The organism is Chitinophaga sp. G7 BAM 1005, assembly GCF_057126945.1.
On the sequence record NZ_CP181478.1, the window covers coordinates 50,995 to 65,511 of the forward strand.

A 14,517-nucleotide genomic window follows, 5' to 3' on the forward strand; every position below is an offset into this window, starting at 1 on the left:
TTTCTGGTTTAGAATCTAACATTTGCACCAACATTGATGATCCGCTGTTGTGGGTAAAACTGCCCGTTTTCGCTGCTACCTTCCGGATCATAATCTTTTACTTTGGTAATGGTGAAAAGGTTAAATGCGTTGGCATATACTCTCAAACTGCCGATGTTGATGCGGGACAGAATGTCCGATTTGAAGGTGTAACCGAGTGATACATTTTTTAATCGCAGGAAGGACGCGTTGTTAAGCCAGAAATTATTTTGGTAACGGCCGCCATTTACGGAAGCGGACGCGCGTTCATCTACTCTCGGATAAGAACCGCCGGTATTGGTTGGGCTCCAGCGGTTATCTGCCCAGCTGCTGTAATAGTTACCAATAGTACCGGATTCAGGTAATACATATTGACTTACATGCGACTGTCCGGCCAATAACACCGATACATCAAATCCTTTATAATCACCGCCGAGTATAATACCATAAGTGATTTCAGGAATGTTGCCGTACTTTGTTCTCACCTGGTCATCTGCATTAATTTGTCCGTCACCATTCACATCCCGGTAGATCAGATCTCCCAGTTGTGCACCCGGCAGGTGTGTGTGTTTATTCAGGTCATCAGCAGTCCGGAATATGCCGATCACATCATACAACAGGTAATTGTTCATAGGGCCGCCGGTTTTCCGCTGATAGGGCAGTGTGCCGGGGGCTTCGTCTATAAAGATGATCTCGTTCTTAGCATAGGTAATGTTACCGGAAATGTTATAGTGAAAGCCGCCGCTGGTAGTGTTGTCATAACCCAGGGTAGCTTCTATACCATTGCTGTTTACCTTGCCGATATTTTCGGCCGGTACCAGCGGAGTAGCAGGATCGTATGGATTCACAATACCGGAAGATTGGGGCAGCGACGCATTCCGCTGAGTAAGGATCTTGGAACGCTTCTGCTGGAAGTAAATGAACTCCAGGTTAAAGTGTTGCAGGAAAGCCATATTGAAACCCAGGTCCATTTTCCGGGCAATCTCCCAGGTAATATACGGGTTGCCCAGTTTGGTAAGATCAATACCCGGGATGATCTGGCCGCCGATCACGTATTGGTTTACGAAAGAATAGTTATCGAAATACTGGAATAAACCTACGTTGTCATTACCCAGTGTGCCATAGGAACCACGCAGTTTCAGATCATTAATAAAACTCACGTTTTTAAACCACTCTTCTTTTGAAACGCGCCATCCGGCAGATACGGAAGGGAAGAAGCCATACTGCTCACCTTTCGGGAAAATAGAGGAACCGTCATAACGGGCCTGTACTTCCAGCAGGTATTTTTCCATATAGTCGTAGGCAATTCTGCCGAAATAACTTTTCCTGGTGAAGCTGTAACTGGTGCCGGAATTATTTTTGTCGGTGGCGGCAGATCCTCCCTGCGACATCTCAGGCGTTTGCGGCGTCGGGAAGTTTAAGCGCGACGCGCCCAGTGTATCCTGGTTGGTTTTGCTTTGCTCGTAACCCACAAGGGCCGTTACGTTATGCTGACCAAAACGACGGGTAAAGTTCAGTTTAATATTGCTGGTGATCAGCGACATATTCCGCTGCTGCTGTGCAAGTGAAGCCAGTCCATTGGAACCGCCTACCACTGTTTTATCGTACGATTGGGTAGCCTGGTTAAAGGTGTACACTTTATAAGGAGTGCTGAAGCTTTTATTGGAGCTCCAGGATTTGTCGGCCGATAAAAATCCGTCCAGCGACAACCCTTCCACACCTGGTACAGCGTACGATCCTTTCAGGATACCATTGAATACCTGCGTAGGGTTGCGGGCAGTACCGCCGGCGTCAGTTACCTGCATCACCGGGTTATTGTTTTCAATACCGGTGGTAGGCAATCCGTTCGGATACCTGTCCAGCACCGTTGGATAAGCGCGGTAAATACCCCTGAAGATGTTGTCTGCGCTGGTAGTTGGGTAAAGGCGGTCTTCCTCTCTGCCGGATAAATACAGGCTTACCTTCAATCTTTTGGTAACATCTGCATCTATATTTGACCGGAAATTATACTGGTTGTATTTGGTCACCCCGTTTTTATACAATCCATTCTGGCCAATCATACCGAGTGAAACATAGTACCGTACGTTTTCACCACCGCCGTTTACGGAAAGACTGTGTTGATTCTGGGTAGCCACTTTCTTCAGGGTAGCTGCCTGCCAGTCGGTGTTAGGATAATTCACGGGGTCCGAGCCATCGCGGAATTTCTGGAGTTGCTCGTCGGTATAAAACTGGTTCATACCGCCGGCAGGGTTATTATAATACTGGATTTCATTCCTGATCTGTGCATAGGTGGCAGCATCGGCCATTTTAGGCAACCGGCTTGGAGATGAAAATCCCTGGTTAAAGCTGTAATTGATCACCGGTTTGCCGGTTTTACCCCGTTTGGTGGTGATCAGCATTACGCCATTGGCGGCCCTGCTGCCGTAAACTGCTGCAGATGCGTCTTTCAATATCGATATGCTTTCAATATCGTTGGGGTCCAGTCGTTCCAAACCGCCTATTTGTCCGGGTACGCCATCTATTACCATCAACACATCGTTATTGCCGGTGGTGGCCAGTCCGCGGATAGTGATGCGGGAACCATCTTGTCCTGGTTCGCCGGAGCGGTTGTTGGCAATGATCCCGGAAAAGCGGCCGGTGAGGGCATTGGATACGTTCGGCTGTGGACTCTGCACAATATCAGCCCCTTTTACCACAGAGATGGAGCCAGTCAGCGTAGCTTTCTTTTGAGTGCCATATCCTACTACCACCACCTCATTTACACTTTTGCTCAGTGAGGTCAGTGCTATTTTTAAGGGAGAGAGGTTCTTTACAGGCACCGTCATCGCTTCATAAGCGATGTGGTTGAATATCAGGGTATCGCCCGGCACGGCGCTGAGCGAAAATTTACCGTCTGCATCTGTCAGTGTACCGGTAGCTTTATTTTTTACACGTACTGTAACACCGGGAACAGGTTCACCGGCATCGGTTACTTTTCCCGTAATAGGAGTTTGTTGTGCCTGCACACTCATTCCTATCAGTAATAAGGTAAATACCAGCATAAGTTGAAGGAAAGGTTGGCGCCGTAATAGGACAAACTGATGGTCCGTTCCGGATTGAAGTTGTTTCATAACGCAATAATTTAATGAATTGGAAGAGTGGAATACTCATTTTGGTTGCATGGAAGATGCACACATCTTTTCATGATACCCGCAATGTACTATGCCGGGCAGACATCATAGAGGGGGTAAATCATTTAAAAAAGGGGGTAAAATCGTAAAATATCACAGGGGTATTTCTACCCGGAGCTTTGTTCCCGATATTCCTAAAGTGCCAACCACGGCTAAATACAGGAATTTACCCCTTAGTTTTCAGTTACATTAAAGTCCCGGTTAAAAGAATGGCGGTATTTCTTTACATAATCGGAAGGGTTCATTCCAAACAGCTTTACAAACTGTTCGCGGAAGTATTTCACATCGCCAATGCCCACCTGCATGGCTGCCTGTGTAATGGTGTAGTTTTCCTTGAGCAGCAAAACGGCCGCCTTCCGGAGACGAATGGACCGGATGAAGGAATTAATGGTTTGACCAGAAATGGATTTTACCTTTTTATATAAACTGGAATGACTCATCCCGATTTCGAGGGTGAACTTTTTAATGGAGAATTCCTCATTTTCCAGGTTGTCTTCAATAATTTCTATGCACCGCTTCAGGAAGTCCTGGTATTCGGCGGGTACTTTAATGTTACTGTTTTTGAGCGTGATACGGTCAAAGAAATATTGCTGCAGCAGGTTACGGTTCTTGATGATGTTATTCACTTTGGCCATCAGCAAGTCTTTGTCAAATGGCTTGGTAATATAGTCATCGGCGCCGCCTTCAAGGCCGCGGAGCCGCGTATCCGACGCGGAAGACCCGGTAAGCAGGATCACCGGGATGTGGCTCACGGTGTCTGTTTGTTTAATTTTGCTGCATAGCTCCACCCCGTCCATACCCTGCATCTGGATGTCGCTGATCACCAGGTCGGGCATAAATTTCTGTACCGCGGCAAACCCACTGGTGCCATTATCAGCCTCATATACAATGAACCTGTCTTTGAACAGCTGCCGGAGATATTGCCGTATTTCATCATGATCGTCGATCAGCAGGATCGATTTTTTTTCTGTAATGGTGGTGGTAGTGCCTTCGGCCTCACGGACTTCCGGCGGAGGCAAGGTGGCAACAGTGGTTAGTTCTTCCAGGAAAGCAGATTTCTGTGGGGCATCTTCCCTTAACAGCACCCCGGCAAAATGCCGGCTTCCTTTTTTCAGGGTAATGTGAAAAGCGGTGCCTTTGTTTACCTCGCTCTGGTAGGTAATACTGCCATGATGACTGTCGATGAAGCGCTTTACCAGGTAAAGCCCAATACCAAAGCCTGTTTGCAGCGACTCTTTCTGGTTCTGCGCCCGCTGGAATTTTTCGAAGATCCGGTTGCCGGCGCTGCCTTCAATGCCACAGCCGCTGTCTTTTATAATAATGGTAACATGCTCGTCGTTGCTGGTTACTTCAAAAATGATACTGCCGTTTTCCGGGGTGAATTTAAACGCATTGGAAAGAAGATTAAATACGGCAATTTCCAGCTTCTCGCTATCGCCATATATTTCCAGTTGGGCATCCCGGCACTCAAAGCGGTAGTCGATCTGTTTCATCCTGGCCTGCTGGGAAAAACATTGATACACTTCTTTACACAGGTATACAATATCTAGCCGGGACAGGTTCAGCTGATCGCCCTCCCGGTCGGCCTTGCGGAACAGGAGGAGCTGATCCACCAGGCTAAGCAGGCGCCGTGCATTGCGGTATACCACATTCAGGTCGGGGTATTCTTTATTTTGCAGCAGCTCCTTCAGCGGGGTAATGATCAGCGTAAGCGGTGTACGGAATTCATGGGAAATATTGGTGAAGAAGGACAATTTCTTCTCATTCAACTCTTTCTCTTTTTCATTTTCAAGGTGCGCCAGTTTTATCTCATATTTTAACCGTTCCTCCCGCGCCTTATACCGGGTGTATGCATAAACAGCGGCCATGATAGTGCTGATGTACAGGAGATAAGCCCACCAGGTTCTGTACCACGGCGGTAATACCACCACAGATATAGTATGTATGGCATTGCCCCATACACCGTCGGCGTTGCTGGCTTTGATCTCAAAAACGTAGCTGCCTTCCTGCAGGTGGGTATAGTTGGCGGTTCTGGTTTGCCCTACATAGTTCCAGTTATTATCCCACCCCTGCAGGCGGTACGCATAACTGATTTTATCCGGTAAGGTATATTCCAGCGCTACAAAGTCAAATGCAATGGTAGCCTTGTTGTAAGGCACGGTAATTTCCCGGATCTCTTCCTGGCTCCGTTTGGATACATATTGATCCAGGTCAGTCACAGAAGTATTATTAATTTTAACAGCGGTTAATAAAACCGGTGGGATAGTGGTTTGGGAATAGATACTATCCGGGTAAAAAATATTGAATCCTTTGATTCCGCCAAACAGCAACTCACCGGATTGTAACTTCAGTGCGGCGTTGAAACTGAACTGGTTACTCTGGAGTCCATCGGAGGCAGAAAAGTTGCGGAAGTTCTTTTTCTTTGGGTCAAACCTCGATAACCCATTGAAAGTGCTGAGCCACAGGTTGCCGGTTTTATCTTCCAGCATCCGCAGTATGGAGTTGCTGGGAAGCCCTTCTGAGGTGGTAAATCGTGTATAATTTCCGTTTTTACGATCAAAATTCAATAATCCGCCGCCGTCAGTGCCTACCCAAAACGTTCCGTTCTGATCCTGGTGAATGGAGCGCACAGTATAACCGATGTTAAAACGCCGGTGCTGTTTCCGGTCGCGGTCTATCCGGATAAGGGTGGAATAGTTGCCTCCCCACAGCTGACCATCCTGGTCTTCGGCCAGGCATTGCAGGTTCACAAGACTGCTGTCGAAAAGTTCGAAACGGTTTTGCTGCCGGTTAAACCGGTACAGGGTACCGTTGTTGGTGGTGCTGGCCCAAAGTTGTTGCTGCCGGTCCTCATACACGGTCCATACATTATTTTCGGCGGTGCGGGTGTAGGGATTAAAACACACAAAGTGTTCAAAAGTGCTGGTGGAGGTGTTATACCTGTTTATGCCGCCAAACCAGGTAGAAATCCACAGGTCCTGTTGGGCATCCTGGATAATGGAGGTAATAAAGTTGCTGCTGATACCCGTTTTACCGTTGCTGGTATGTTTATAGGTGGTCCAGGTATTGTTTTCCCTGTTCCAGTATTTGAGACCGCCGCCATCAGTGCCTATCCAGATGTTTTTGTGGTTGTCTTCACAAAAAGAAAAAATGAAATTATCCACTACGCGGGCAACCGGATCCCTGTTGGGCATATTTAATTCAAACGGGTTGCGTTTGGGTTCTACGATGTTGATGCCGCCGCGCAGGGTGCCGATCCATTTGCGGCCTTGCCGGTCTTCATAAATAGAATACACGGCATTGCTGCTCAGTTGTTGTTCATCCGCGGTAGTAAAGGGTTTGGCAGTACTGTTGGAAGTATTCACCAGGTAAATGCCATTACCGTCGGAGGCGCTCCACATGATCCCGTCTGTATCAATGTACAGATTCACCACCTTACTGTTTACCGGCAGTACATTCTCCGAATACCTGCCGGAGGAGGGAACGTAGCGGAATACCCCTGCATCGGTGCCCAGCCAGATGTTGCCGGCCTGGTCTGCCGTCAGGCAGTTGCCCCTGATGATATCCCTGCTGATCATGGTTAACTGTTGCCTGGCAATATCATATTTACACAAGCCTACATGTTGCACAAATACCCAGGCCGCAGTACCACTGAATTCAATGGCGGTTACTTCGTAATCGGTAATATCGCCGCGATCCGTTGCTAAGGGGATCTGTTTACCGGCAGACTGCCGGCTGTTAAACAATAATAGCCCGCTTTTTTCGGTGCCGATTAAAATGTTGCCGGCTTCGTCTGATCTGATGGTATGGATATTTTCGCTGATGATCCGGGAAGTGTTGCTGTGAAGGGGCAGGTAGCGCGGCAATGTGAATTTTTCACTCACCGGGTTGAATACACATACGCCTCTACGCCCGCCTACCCACAGCTGGTGATGGATATCATCTGCCAGGGTATACACGCCATTATCCACAAGGGAACTGCTGTCATTAATTTTATTCCGGTAGATCCTGAATTTATAACCGTCAAACCTGTTCAGTCCATCGTATGTACCAAACCACATAAAGCCTTTGTGGTCCTGGTATACGCTGGTAACGGCGTTGTTGGAAAGACCGTCCTCTATACCCAGGTACCTGATGGGATAGCCAATAGCGAAGCTATCTCCCGTTATTATTCCTAACAATAATAAAATAAAACAAATTTTCCTCACATGGTGCATAGGCTCATTTTAACAGCCATAAAGCTATTATTTCTGCCAGAGATTATCACCACCAAATCTTCTTACCGGTTTAACTCTTCCACCGTTTGCCTTATCCGGTAAATTCTTCCCACCCATATTTTCCAATGGATATACGCCTGTACAGCCATAATGATAACAAGTGGAATCAGTATCAGGTACTTTTGCTGCGTCCAGCGAATGCTTACCAGAAAGAACGCAAAGATACCCGCAAAGGCAAGGATTTTTGTGAAGATGGAAATCACTGCATACTTTCTGATGTTGTACAGTTTTTTTCGCATACTCTCCAGGAGGTTATATTCCACGGCAGGGCGACGGGCCAATACATAACCGGTAACGCTTTGCGCCAGCATACACAACACCGAAATTACGAGCAGCCCGTTCAGGTAAAATGGCTTTTTATCGCCGTCAAAAAAATCATAGTATACCACCAGGAAAATACTGTACCCGATGGCTTCCAGTATTACCTGTTTCCTGATATCTTTTAATACGGGAGAAGTATGTTTGCCGATAATGGCGGAAATGTCCCGGTTAGGGGTGGGAGCGTTGTCCCATACTGATTTTAGAGGATCCATGTGTTTATAATTTTAAAATATTTTTGATCTTATTTTTAATCCTGTTGAGTTTTACGCCTACATAATTTTCATCGATCCCGATGATGTCGGCAATTTCCTGGTAGCTCATATCGCCCAGGTACAACGCGATGATGGCTTTTTCTGCATCGCTCAGTTGCTTGAGCGCGGCAAAAAGTTGTTCCTGTTGTGCAGATGCCGCATCATTGGCGCTGTCGGGCAGTTCCGGTAAGCTATCGGTATAGGTGATATCGGGTTTCTTGCGGCGGAAACCGGCCAGCGCGGTATTGAGTGCCACCCGGTAAATCCAGGTACTGATGCGGGCATTGCCTTCAAAAGAAGGAAACGATTTCCAAAGCTGATAGATCATCTCCTGAAACAGATCTTCCCTGTCTTCCCGGCTGTCGCGGTACAGGCGGCACAACTTATGCAGGATGCCCTGGTGCTGCTGTATTGTATCGAGAAATACGGGTTTGTCCATGCAGTTTATTTATCAGGGTTAGTTGCAGTATGCGGAAAAAACTTACACTTTCACCAGGAAAAATGTTGATCCGGCTACCAGATCACCTTATTCACCGTAGCCCAGTTGCGGGTGGTGCAGGGAAGTCCGAGCTTTTTTTCCAGCCGGGAAATTACATCGAGGGGTTTTGCTTCCAGGTTTTTATGGATCAGGGTATATACTTCCCGGTCTTTCATATGCAGGGTTTCTGCGGCCGATTGCAGCGAGGTGATTACGGATGCAGCATGTGCGCCGGCATTGCCGGACAGGAAAGTGATGTACACCTGCGTGGTTTTATCCGGAACAACGCCGGGGAACGGGGTATGTTTTACAACATTTTCCAGTTCGGATACCGACCGGATAATGGTGGGTGCCTCAAAGCCATAGGTAGCCAGCAACAGCTTTTCTATTTTTGCAGACAGCGCCGCGGTATTATTGCTACCGGATTCAAACATTACATTACCACTCTGGATATAGGTGGTTACATTTTTAAAGCCTGCCGCATCCAGCTGCCGGCGCAGGTCTTCCATTTTAACGGTTCGTTTTCCAACATTCACCGCTCTTAAAAATGCAACGTATCTGGTCATGTGGTTTTCAACTTTACTTTGTATGTTTGTTTTATCATGCACTATCTACAAATCATCCACAAATTATACAACTTACCGGAAGATGCCAATCACGGGTATACAGCCGCAGAAATAGCCGCACTGGAAGCCCGCTTACAGCTTCAATTGCCGGCGGCCCTGCGCCAATACTATCTTGCTATAGGTAAAAACAAAATGGTGAACGATAGTTTTAACCGTTTAACTTCCCTGGGAGAAATTGGTTTTTCGGAAGATGGTCACCTGGTTTTTTATGAAGAGAATCAGGCAGTGGTACTGTGGGGCATTGCCAAAGCAGATCTCACATTACCGGACCCGCCGGTATATGGTACATACGACAGCGCCAGGGTGGAGTGGTTTACAGACGCCAATACAACCGAACACTTTTTACTATCAATGGCCTGGTGGAACGGCGCACTGGGCGGACTCCCATACACGGCCTTCACCGATCTGGAAGAAGACCTGACGCCGGAACGTATCGCCGCTGTTATCACGCACTGGCAGGAACAAACCGGTATTTCCAACCAATTGCTGCGTTTCTTTACCAACGATTATGAAGATATCCTTGTGCTTACCACTGAGCAGAACGGGCAGGTGAATGGTATTTATATCGGCGCCAGCCGGGAAGAAAAGTATCAGGCCATCATGGATACACTTTGCATGGAATGGAGTTACCGCATGGACCGTGACGAATAAGTAACCCACCAATACCATCCCACGGTAAATAAAAGTCCGTAGAAAACGCCGCCCAGCATGGTAGCCAGGTAATCCATGCCCTTACAGTTGACATGGTGAAAGTATTCATTTACCAGTAACACCAATCCGCTTATGACGGCTACCGTAATCCAGAAGCGTGCTTTCAGCTGCAGTGATACTTTCGGAAGATTGTTTACCCGTGGCAGTTTCAGAAAGAAGTATAACATCGCCAGTAACCCGGTTACAGAAGTGAGGTATTGCATCAGGTACCACATTTTCATAGGATGATGCAGTATAATAACATCTTTTTGTAAAAAGTGTATATATGACACAAATCCGCCTTCTTGATGCGTAAACGCATCAAGGAAGAAATGTGTGAGTATGCCCAGTATAATAGAATAGATTACTACGCCGTAATGTTCGCGGAAATAAGTATCCCAGTTAAACGGCCTGAACAGATGGAGCCGGTCACTGGTCCATGCAGGGAGGTAAGGAAGCACTACCGGTTTTACAATGATATGATAAACATATGCGAGGAGCAGGGCTAACGGTATATCATATACGAAAATTCCCCACCACTGATGTCCGCCACTGAAGTAAGGATTCAGTAAAATGAAATAAAGAAAGTCGGGTACCATACTGCCGATGATTAAACCGGTTGCTGACAGGTATTTGCGGGAGGTATTTGTAAAGGGAACAACTATGGCTGCATGTGATATCGTAAATGGCATCTTCGGGAAAATTGTCTAATAAATTTAATTGAATTTTAATAAATCTGGTAAGGAAATGTTAATGTTATAATCGTCCATCATTTCCGGTAAAATGTCCAACGCCATTGCTGTGATTTACACTTATTTTTATTGGGTCTTTGAAAACATAAAAAACAATGTGCTATGACAAACTGGAAAATTGATGAATCACACAGCGAAATAGGATTCAAAGTTAAGCATCTCATGATTACAAATGTGAGTGGATATTTTACACGGTTTACCGGGAAAATTCAAACAGAAAGCGACGATTTTCATGATGCCACTATCTCTTTTGAGGCAGCAGCAGATAGTATTGACACGCAAAATCATCAACGGGATGAACACCTGCGCAATGGCGAATTTTTTGATGCATCCAATCATCCCAAGATCAGCTTTGTGTCTAAAAAAGTGAAGAAAATTGACGACGAGAAATACAAATTACTCGGCGACCTGACCATTAAAGGCGAAACACATCCTATTGAACTGGATGTGGTGCATGCGGGCGTAACCGTAGACCCGTATGGTCAGACAAAAGCCGGTTTTGCACTCAAAGGCCGCCTGCACAGGGCCGACTACGGCTTACGCTGGAATGCCACCACCGAAGCCGGTGGAATTGTGCTCAGCGACGAGGTGAAACTCAACATGGAGATACAACTGGTGAAAGAATAGCTTTCCCCGCAAAGTATAATGCCGTGAAGAAGAAGGGATTTCCTTTCTTCTTCACGGCATTTTGGTAAAAAAGGAAAGCTAGCAGCTATTGGCTATCTTTGTGCTTTCCAATGATGTCACATGAAATTTGAACAATATAATATCTCCTCAGAAATAAAGGAAAGTTTAGAAGAAATGGGCTTTAAAAAGCCTACAGATATACAGTTTAAGGCCATTCCCTCCATCCTCAACGGGGATGATGTAATGGCAATTGCACAAACCGGTACCGGCAAAACAGCGGCTTTTGCCATTCCCATCCTGCATCGCCTGCAACAGCAGGATCGCCGCTACCGGAAAAATAAATACGAAGTGAAATGCCTGGTAATGGTGCCCACCCGGGAACTTGCCATCCAGATAGCAGAAGTTTTTCAATCTATCGCTCAGTATACAGAACTCAGCATCCTGGCCCTCGTAGGCGGAGTAGAACAAGCCCCCCAGATCAAAGTACTGGAAAAGGGCGTGGACGTACTCATCGCTACCCCTGGCCGGATGTTCGACCAGATCAACCAGGGCCACATTGACCTGAGCCAGGTGCAAACCCTGGTACTCGATGAGGCCGATCATATGCTGGACCTCGGCTTTATCCGCGACATCCGCGACGTGATCAAACACATTCCCCGCGAACACCAGACCCTGTTCTTCTCAGCTACGCTGAATAAAGACATCAAGGACCTGGCATATTCTGTAGTAAATAATCCTATCCGCATACAAATATCTCCCAAAGATCCCGTTGCTAAAAATGTAAGCCACGCGGTAGCCTTTGTGGAGATGGATGATAAACGTTTCTTCCTGGAAAGACTGATCAAGGAATTTCCCGAAAGTAAGATACTTGTATTTGTACGTACCAAAGTACGTGCAGAACGCGTAATGGCCGCTATGGCCCGTATCGGGATCAAATCCCTCACTATGCACGGTGGCAAAGAACAGGGCGACCGGCTCGATGTAATGGCAGAGTTCAAAAAAGGCGACATCAAAGTACTTGTTACTACAGACGTAAACGCACGCGGTATCGATATCCCCAACGTTGACTACGTGGTAAACTACGACTTGCCAGACGTCCCGGAGAATTATGTACACCGCGTAGGCCGTACAGGCCGCGGTGTACAGAAAGGGCAGGCCGTTTCCTTCTGCAGCACGGAAGAGAAACCAATCCTCGAAGAAATTCAGCAATTCCTCGGCAAGGAAATCACTGAAATGAAGATCAATAAAGATGATTACCGCGAAACCATCAGTTTCTCTGAAGATATTCCTAACGACAACTGGCAACTCCTGCTGGATGAACATAACAGGGAAATGGAGGAAGTGCAGAAGAAAGTGAAGAAGAGAGCAGCGGCGAATGTGAAGAAAAAAGCGAAGAAGAAATAACAAAAAAACGTTCCCGGCTTACACCGGGAACGCTACTCAAAAACACTATCTAAATCTGTAACTATTGCTTTACTGCTTCTACGTTTACAGTGATATCAACAGTAGGTGCTACTGCCCATACACCGGAAGGTAATTTGTCTGCATACTTTACACCAAAATCAAGACGATTGATGGTAGTCTTGGCAGTGAACCCTGCTCTTCTCAAACCCCACGGATCTTTAATTACGCCATTGTAAGTAACGTCGAAGGTTACACGCTTTGTAGTATTGCGGATGGTAAGATCTGCCAGCAATACATATTTATCACCTGCCACTTTCTTTAAAGAAACACTTTTCAGGGTAATGGAAGGATATTCTGCTACGTTAAAAAAGTCATCTGTTTTCAGGTGGCCATCACGCTGATCTACACCGGTGGAAATACTGGTTGCATCTACGGTGAAATCTACTTTCGCATTCTGAAAATTAGTGCTGTCGGCAGTTTCAATGGTGCCATTGAATTTGGTGAAATGACCTTGTACATAGCTCAGTCCTAAGTGCTTTACGCCAAAGATAATGCTGGTATGTGCAGGATCTGCATTCCATTTTACCTGTGCAAAAGAGGCGATGCTGGCTAATACCAGGAGGGTGGTGAAAAAGAAACTTTTCTTCATGGTTGTTTTTTTATTGAATGTGATAAATTATTTATTTAGAAAGCTGACGGTCAACGGACCAGCGTCCGGCGCCTTTGATGATCAGCGCAATGTTGATACCAATTACCAGTAAATGATACTCAAAGCCTTCACCTGCCTGAGTGCCGCCCCAGTTCATGAAAAATCCGTTAGGGGAATGAATATTCGCAGCTACCAGCATGATGATGGTCAGCATGGCCGCCCATATCCTGGTGGTAAATCCAAAAAGGATCAGCAATGAACCGATGCTTTCGGTGAATATTACCAGGAAAGCAAGGATAGAAGGAGTGCCCTGCGATGTAAAATAACCCATTGTGGCTTTGAATCCGTAACCGCCAAACATACCGAGTAATTTCTGCGCGCCGTGTGGTAACATCACTAATGCTACAGTAATACGGATAATAAAGGAGGTAAGGCTGTCGTCTGTGTGAAGCAATCTTTTAAACATAAGGATATAAATTATTATTGGCGTTTGTACTTTTATTGTATATACAAGTGTTAAGGCAAAAAAAATCAACTACGAAGTTTATCCAGCAATTTATTGATGGTATTCACTTCCTCTTTGGTCAGTTTCCTGGTTACCTCCAGGTGATTCTCTTCCATCACGGGATCCAGCTCTTTTAGTAAAGCAAGCCCTTTATCAGTGATCTCAATTTCCACTTTCCTGCGGTTGCTGTCGCACTGCTCACGGGTTAATAATCCTTTCTGGCGCAATTTCTCTACCAGCCTGGTGGCATTACTCATCTTATCCATCATCCGCTCCTGGATATCCAGCAGGTTCAACGGGTTGGGCCTGCTTCCGCGAAGTATCCGCAATACATTGAATTGCTGGCTGGACAAATCATATTGCTTCAGCATATGAGAAGCTCCAACCTCCAGCCAGTTACCGGTAAATATGATATTCAGCATGGCTTTTTGGTATTCGTCCTTAAACCGGGTCTGCTTCAGTTCTTCTTCCAGTTTCATAATTACATCTACAACTGTTGTTTATACAACAAAGGTAAATGTATTTTTCATTCTACCAAATTTTCGGGCGAGAAACCGTTTTTTACTCCGCTTTCAACAATTTCCAGGTGATCACTACCAATGGGATAACCAGTACAATTTGGAACAATGCCTGCCAGAGACTGGTGGCCAGCACGGCGGTTAGCAAACCTCCTAATATCAGCAGGATAAGAATGAATGGCGCGGCCCCGGCCTTCTTAAAAATGGGCTTTTTAGTCATATATCCTGTTC

At 46.2% G+C, this 14,517-nt stretch carries 13 protein-coding genes; 3 read left to right on the forward strand and 10 right to left on the reverse strand.

What is annotated here, in order from left to right:
• Positions 1-8 precede the first annotated feature (8 nt).
• The 5 genes from ACMXI2_RS00245 to ACMXI2_RS00265 all read right to left on the reverse strand — a co-directional run bounded on the left by ACMXI2_RS00245 (position 9) and on the right by ACMXI2_RS00265 (position 9,081).
• On the reverse strand, positions 9-3,128 hold the full coding sequence (locus tag ACMXI2_RS00245) for a SusC/RagA family TonB-linked outer membrane protein (RefSeq protein ID WP_483779743.1): 3,120 nt from the start codon (positions 3,126-3,128) through the stop codon (positions 9-11).
• A gap of 233 nt (positions 3,129-3,361) precedes the next feature.
• Positions 3,362-7,369 carry a hybrid sensor histidine kinase/response regulator gene (locus tag ACMXI2_RS00250; protein WP_483779744.1) on the reverse strand — a complete coding sequence of 1,336 codons (4,008 nt, stop codon included), beginning with the start codon at positions 7,367-7,369 and terminating at the stop codon, positions 3,362-3,364.
• Between the two features lie 98 nt (positions 7,370-7,467).
• Positions 7,468-7,998: a hypothetical protein gene (locus ACMXI2_RS00255; RefSeq protein ID WP_483779745.1), complete on the reverse strand. Its 531-nt coding sequence runs from the start codon at positions 7,996-7,998 to the stop codon at positions 7,468-7,470.
• Between the two features lie 4 nt (positions 7,999-8,002).
• Positions 8,003-8,476, reverse strand: coding sequence for an RNA polymerase sigma factor (locus tag ACMXI2_RS00260; RefSeq protein ID WP_483779746.1), 474 nt, complete (start codon positions 8,474-8,476; stop codon positions 8,003-8,005).
• Between the two features lie 74 nt (positions 8,477-8,550).
• On the reverse strand, positions 8,551-9,081 hold the full coding sequence (locus ACMXI2_RS00265; protein WP_483779747.1) for a DUF1697 domain-containing protein: 531 nt from the start codon (positions 9,079-9,081) through the stop codon (positions 8,551-8,553).
• A gap of 36 nt (positions 9,082-9,117) precedes the next feature.
• Between ACMXI2_RS00265 and ACMXI2_RS00270 the strand changes: the two genes are divergently transcribed.
• The gene (locus ACMXI2_RS00270) at positions 9,118-9,792 is read left to right on the forward strand and encodes an SMI1/KNR4 family protein (RefSeq protein ID WP_483779748.1); all 675 of its coding nucleotides are present in this window, start codon (positions 9,118-9,120) and stop codon (positions 9,790-9,792) included.
• Here ACMXI2_RS00270 and ACMXI2_RS00275 read toward each other — a convergent pair.
• On the reverse strand, positions 9,768-10,523 hold the full coding sequence (locus tag ACMXI2_RS00275; RefSeq protein WP_483779749.1) for a DUF4184 family protein: 756 nt from the start codon (positions 10,521-10,523) through the stop codon (positions 9,768-9,770). The two genes, ACMXI2_RS00270 and ACMXI2_RS00275, sit on opposite strands and share 25 nt — an antisense overlap.
• Before the next feature lie 162 nt (positions 10,524-10,685).
• On the opposite strand from ACMXI2_RS00275, the gene ACMXI2_RS00280 reads away from it, so the two are divergent.
• Complete coding sequence (locus ACMXI2_RS00280) at positions 10,686-11,210, forward strand: YceI family protein (protein WP_079469595.1); 525 nt, start codon at positions 10,686-10,688, stop codon at positions 11,208-11,210.
• A gap of 120 nt (positions 11,211-11,330) precedes the next feature.
• On the forward strand, positions 11,331-12,614 hold the full coding sequence (locus ACMXI2_RS00285; RefSeq protein WP_079469594.1) for a DEAD/DEAH box helicase: 1,284 nt from the start codon (positions 11,331-11,333) through the stop codon (positions 12,612-12,614).
• A 61-nt stretch (positions 12,615-12,675) separates the two neighbouring features.
• Here the strand turns inward: ACMXI2_RS00285 and ACMXI2_RS00290 are convergent, their stop codons facing one another.
• The 4 genes from ACMXI2_RS00290 to ACMXI2_RS00305 form a co-directional block, all read right to left on the reverse strand.
• Positions 12,676-13,263 carry a YceI family protein gene (locus ACMXI2_RS00290; RefSeq protein WP_483779750.1) on the reverse strand — a complete coding sequence of 196 codons (588 nt, stop codon included), beginning with the start codon at positions 13,261-13,263 and terminating at the stop codon, positions 12,676-12,678.
• A gap of 31 nt (positions 13,264-13,294) precedes the next feature.
• Positions 13,295-13,729, reverse strand: coding sequence for a DoxX family protein (locus ACMXI2_RS00295; RefSeq protein ID WP_483779751.1), 435 nt, complete (start codon positions 13,727-13,729; stop codon positions 13,295-13,297).
• A gap of 65 nt (positions 13,730-13,794) precedes the next feature.
• The gene (locus ACMXI2_RS00300; RefSeq protein ID WP_483779752.1) at positions 13,795-14,247 is read right to left on the reverse strand and encodes a MarR family winged helix-turn-helix transcriptional regulator; all 453 of its coding nucleotides are present in this window, start codon (positions 14,245-14,247) and stop codon (positions 13,795-13,797) included.
• Positions 14,248-14,329: 82 nt separating this feature from the next.
• Positions 14,330-14,506, reverse strand: a complete 177-nt coding sequence (locus ACMXI2_RS00305) for a hypothetical protein (protein ID WP_483779753.1) — start codon at positions 14,504-14,506, stop codon at positions 14,330-14,332.
• Positions 14,507-14,517: the final 11 nt, after the last annotated feature.

Coding starts and splice junctions, on each gene's coding strand:
- ACMXI2_RS00245 (WP_483779743.1), bottom strand. CDS start 3,128: ATGAAACAACTTCAATCCGGAACGGACCATCAGTTTGTCCTATTACGG.
- ACMXI2_RS00255 (WP_483779745.1), bottom strand. CDS start 7,998: ATGGATCCTCTAAAATCAGTATGGGACAACGCTCCCACCCCTAACCGG.
- ACMXI2_RS00260 (WP_483779746.1), bottom strand. CDS start 8,476: ATGGACAAACCCGTATTTCTCGATACAATACAGCAGCACCAGGGCATC.
- ACMXI2_RS00265 (WP_483779747.1), bottom strand. CDS start 9,081: ATGACCAGATACGTTGCATTTTTAAGAGCGGTGAATGTTGGAAAACGA.
- ACMXI2_RS00270 (WP_483779748.1), top strand. CDS start 9,118: ATGCACTATCTACAAATCATCCACAAATTATACAACTTACCGGAAGAT.
- ACMXI2_RS00275 (WP_483779749.1), bottom strand. CDS start 10,523: ATGCCATTTACGATATCACATGCAGCCATAGTTGTTCCCTTTACAAAT.
- ACMXI2_RS00280 (WP_079469595.1), top strand. CDS start 10,686: ATGACAAACTGGAAAATTGATGAATCACACAGCGAAATAGGATTCAAA.
- ACMXI2_RS00285 (WP_079469594.1), top strand. CDS start 11,331: ATGAAATTTGAACAATATAATATCTCCTCAGAAATAAAGGAAAGTTTA.
- ACMXI2_RS00290 (WP_483779750.1), bottom strand. CDS start 13,263: ATGAAGAAAAGTTTCTTTTTCACCACCCTCCTGGTATTAGCCAGCATC.
- ACMXI2_RS00295 (WP_483779751.1), bottom strand. CDS start 13,729: ATGTTTAAAAGATTGCTTCACACAGACGACAGCCTTACCTCCTTTATT.
- ACMXI2_RS00300 (WP_483779752.1), bottom strand. CDS start 14,247: ATGAAACTGGAAGAAGAACTGAAGCAGACCCGGTTTAAGGACGAATAC.
- ACMXI2_RS00305 (WP_483779753.1), bottom strand. CDS start 14,506: ATGACTAAAAAGCCCATTTTTAAGAAGGCCGGGGCCGCGCCATTCATT.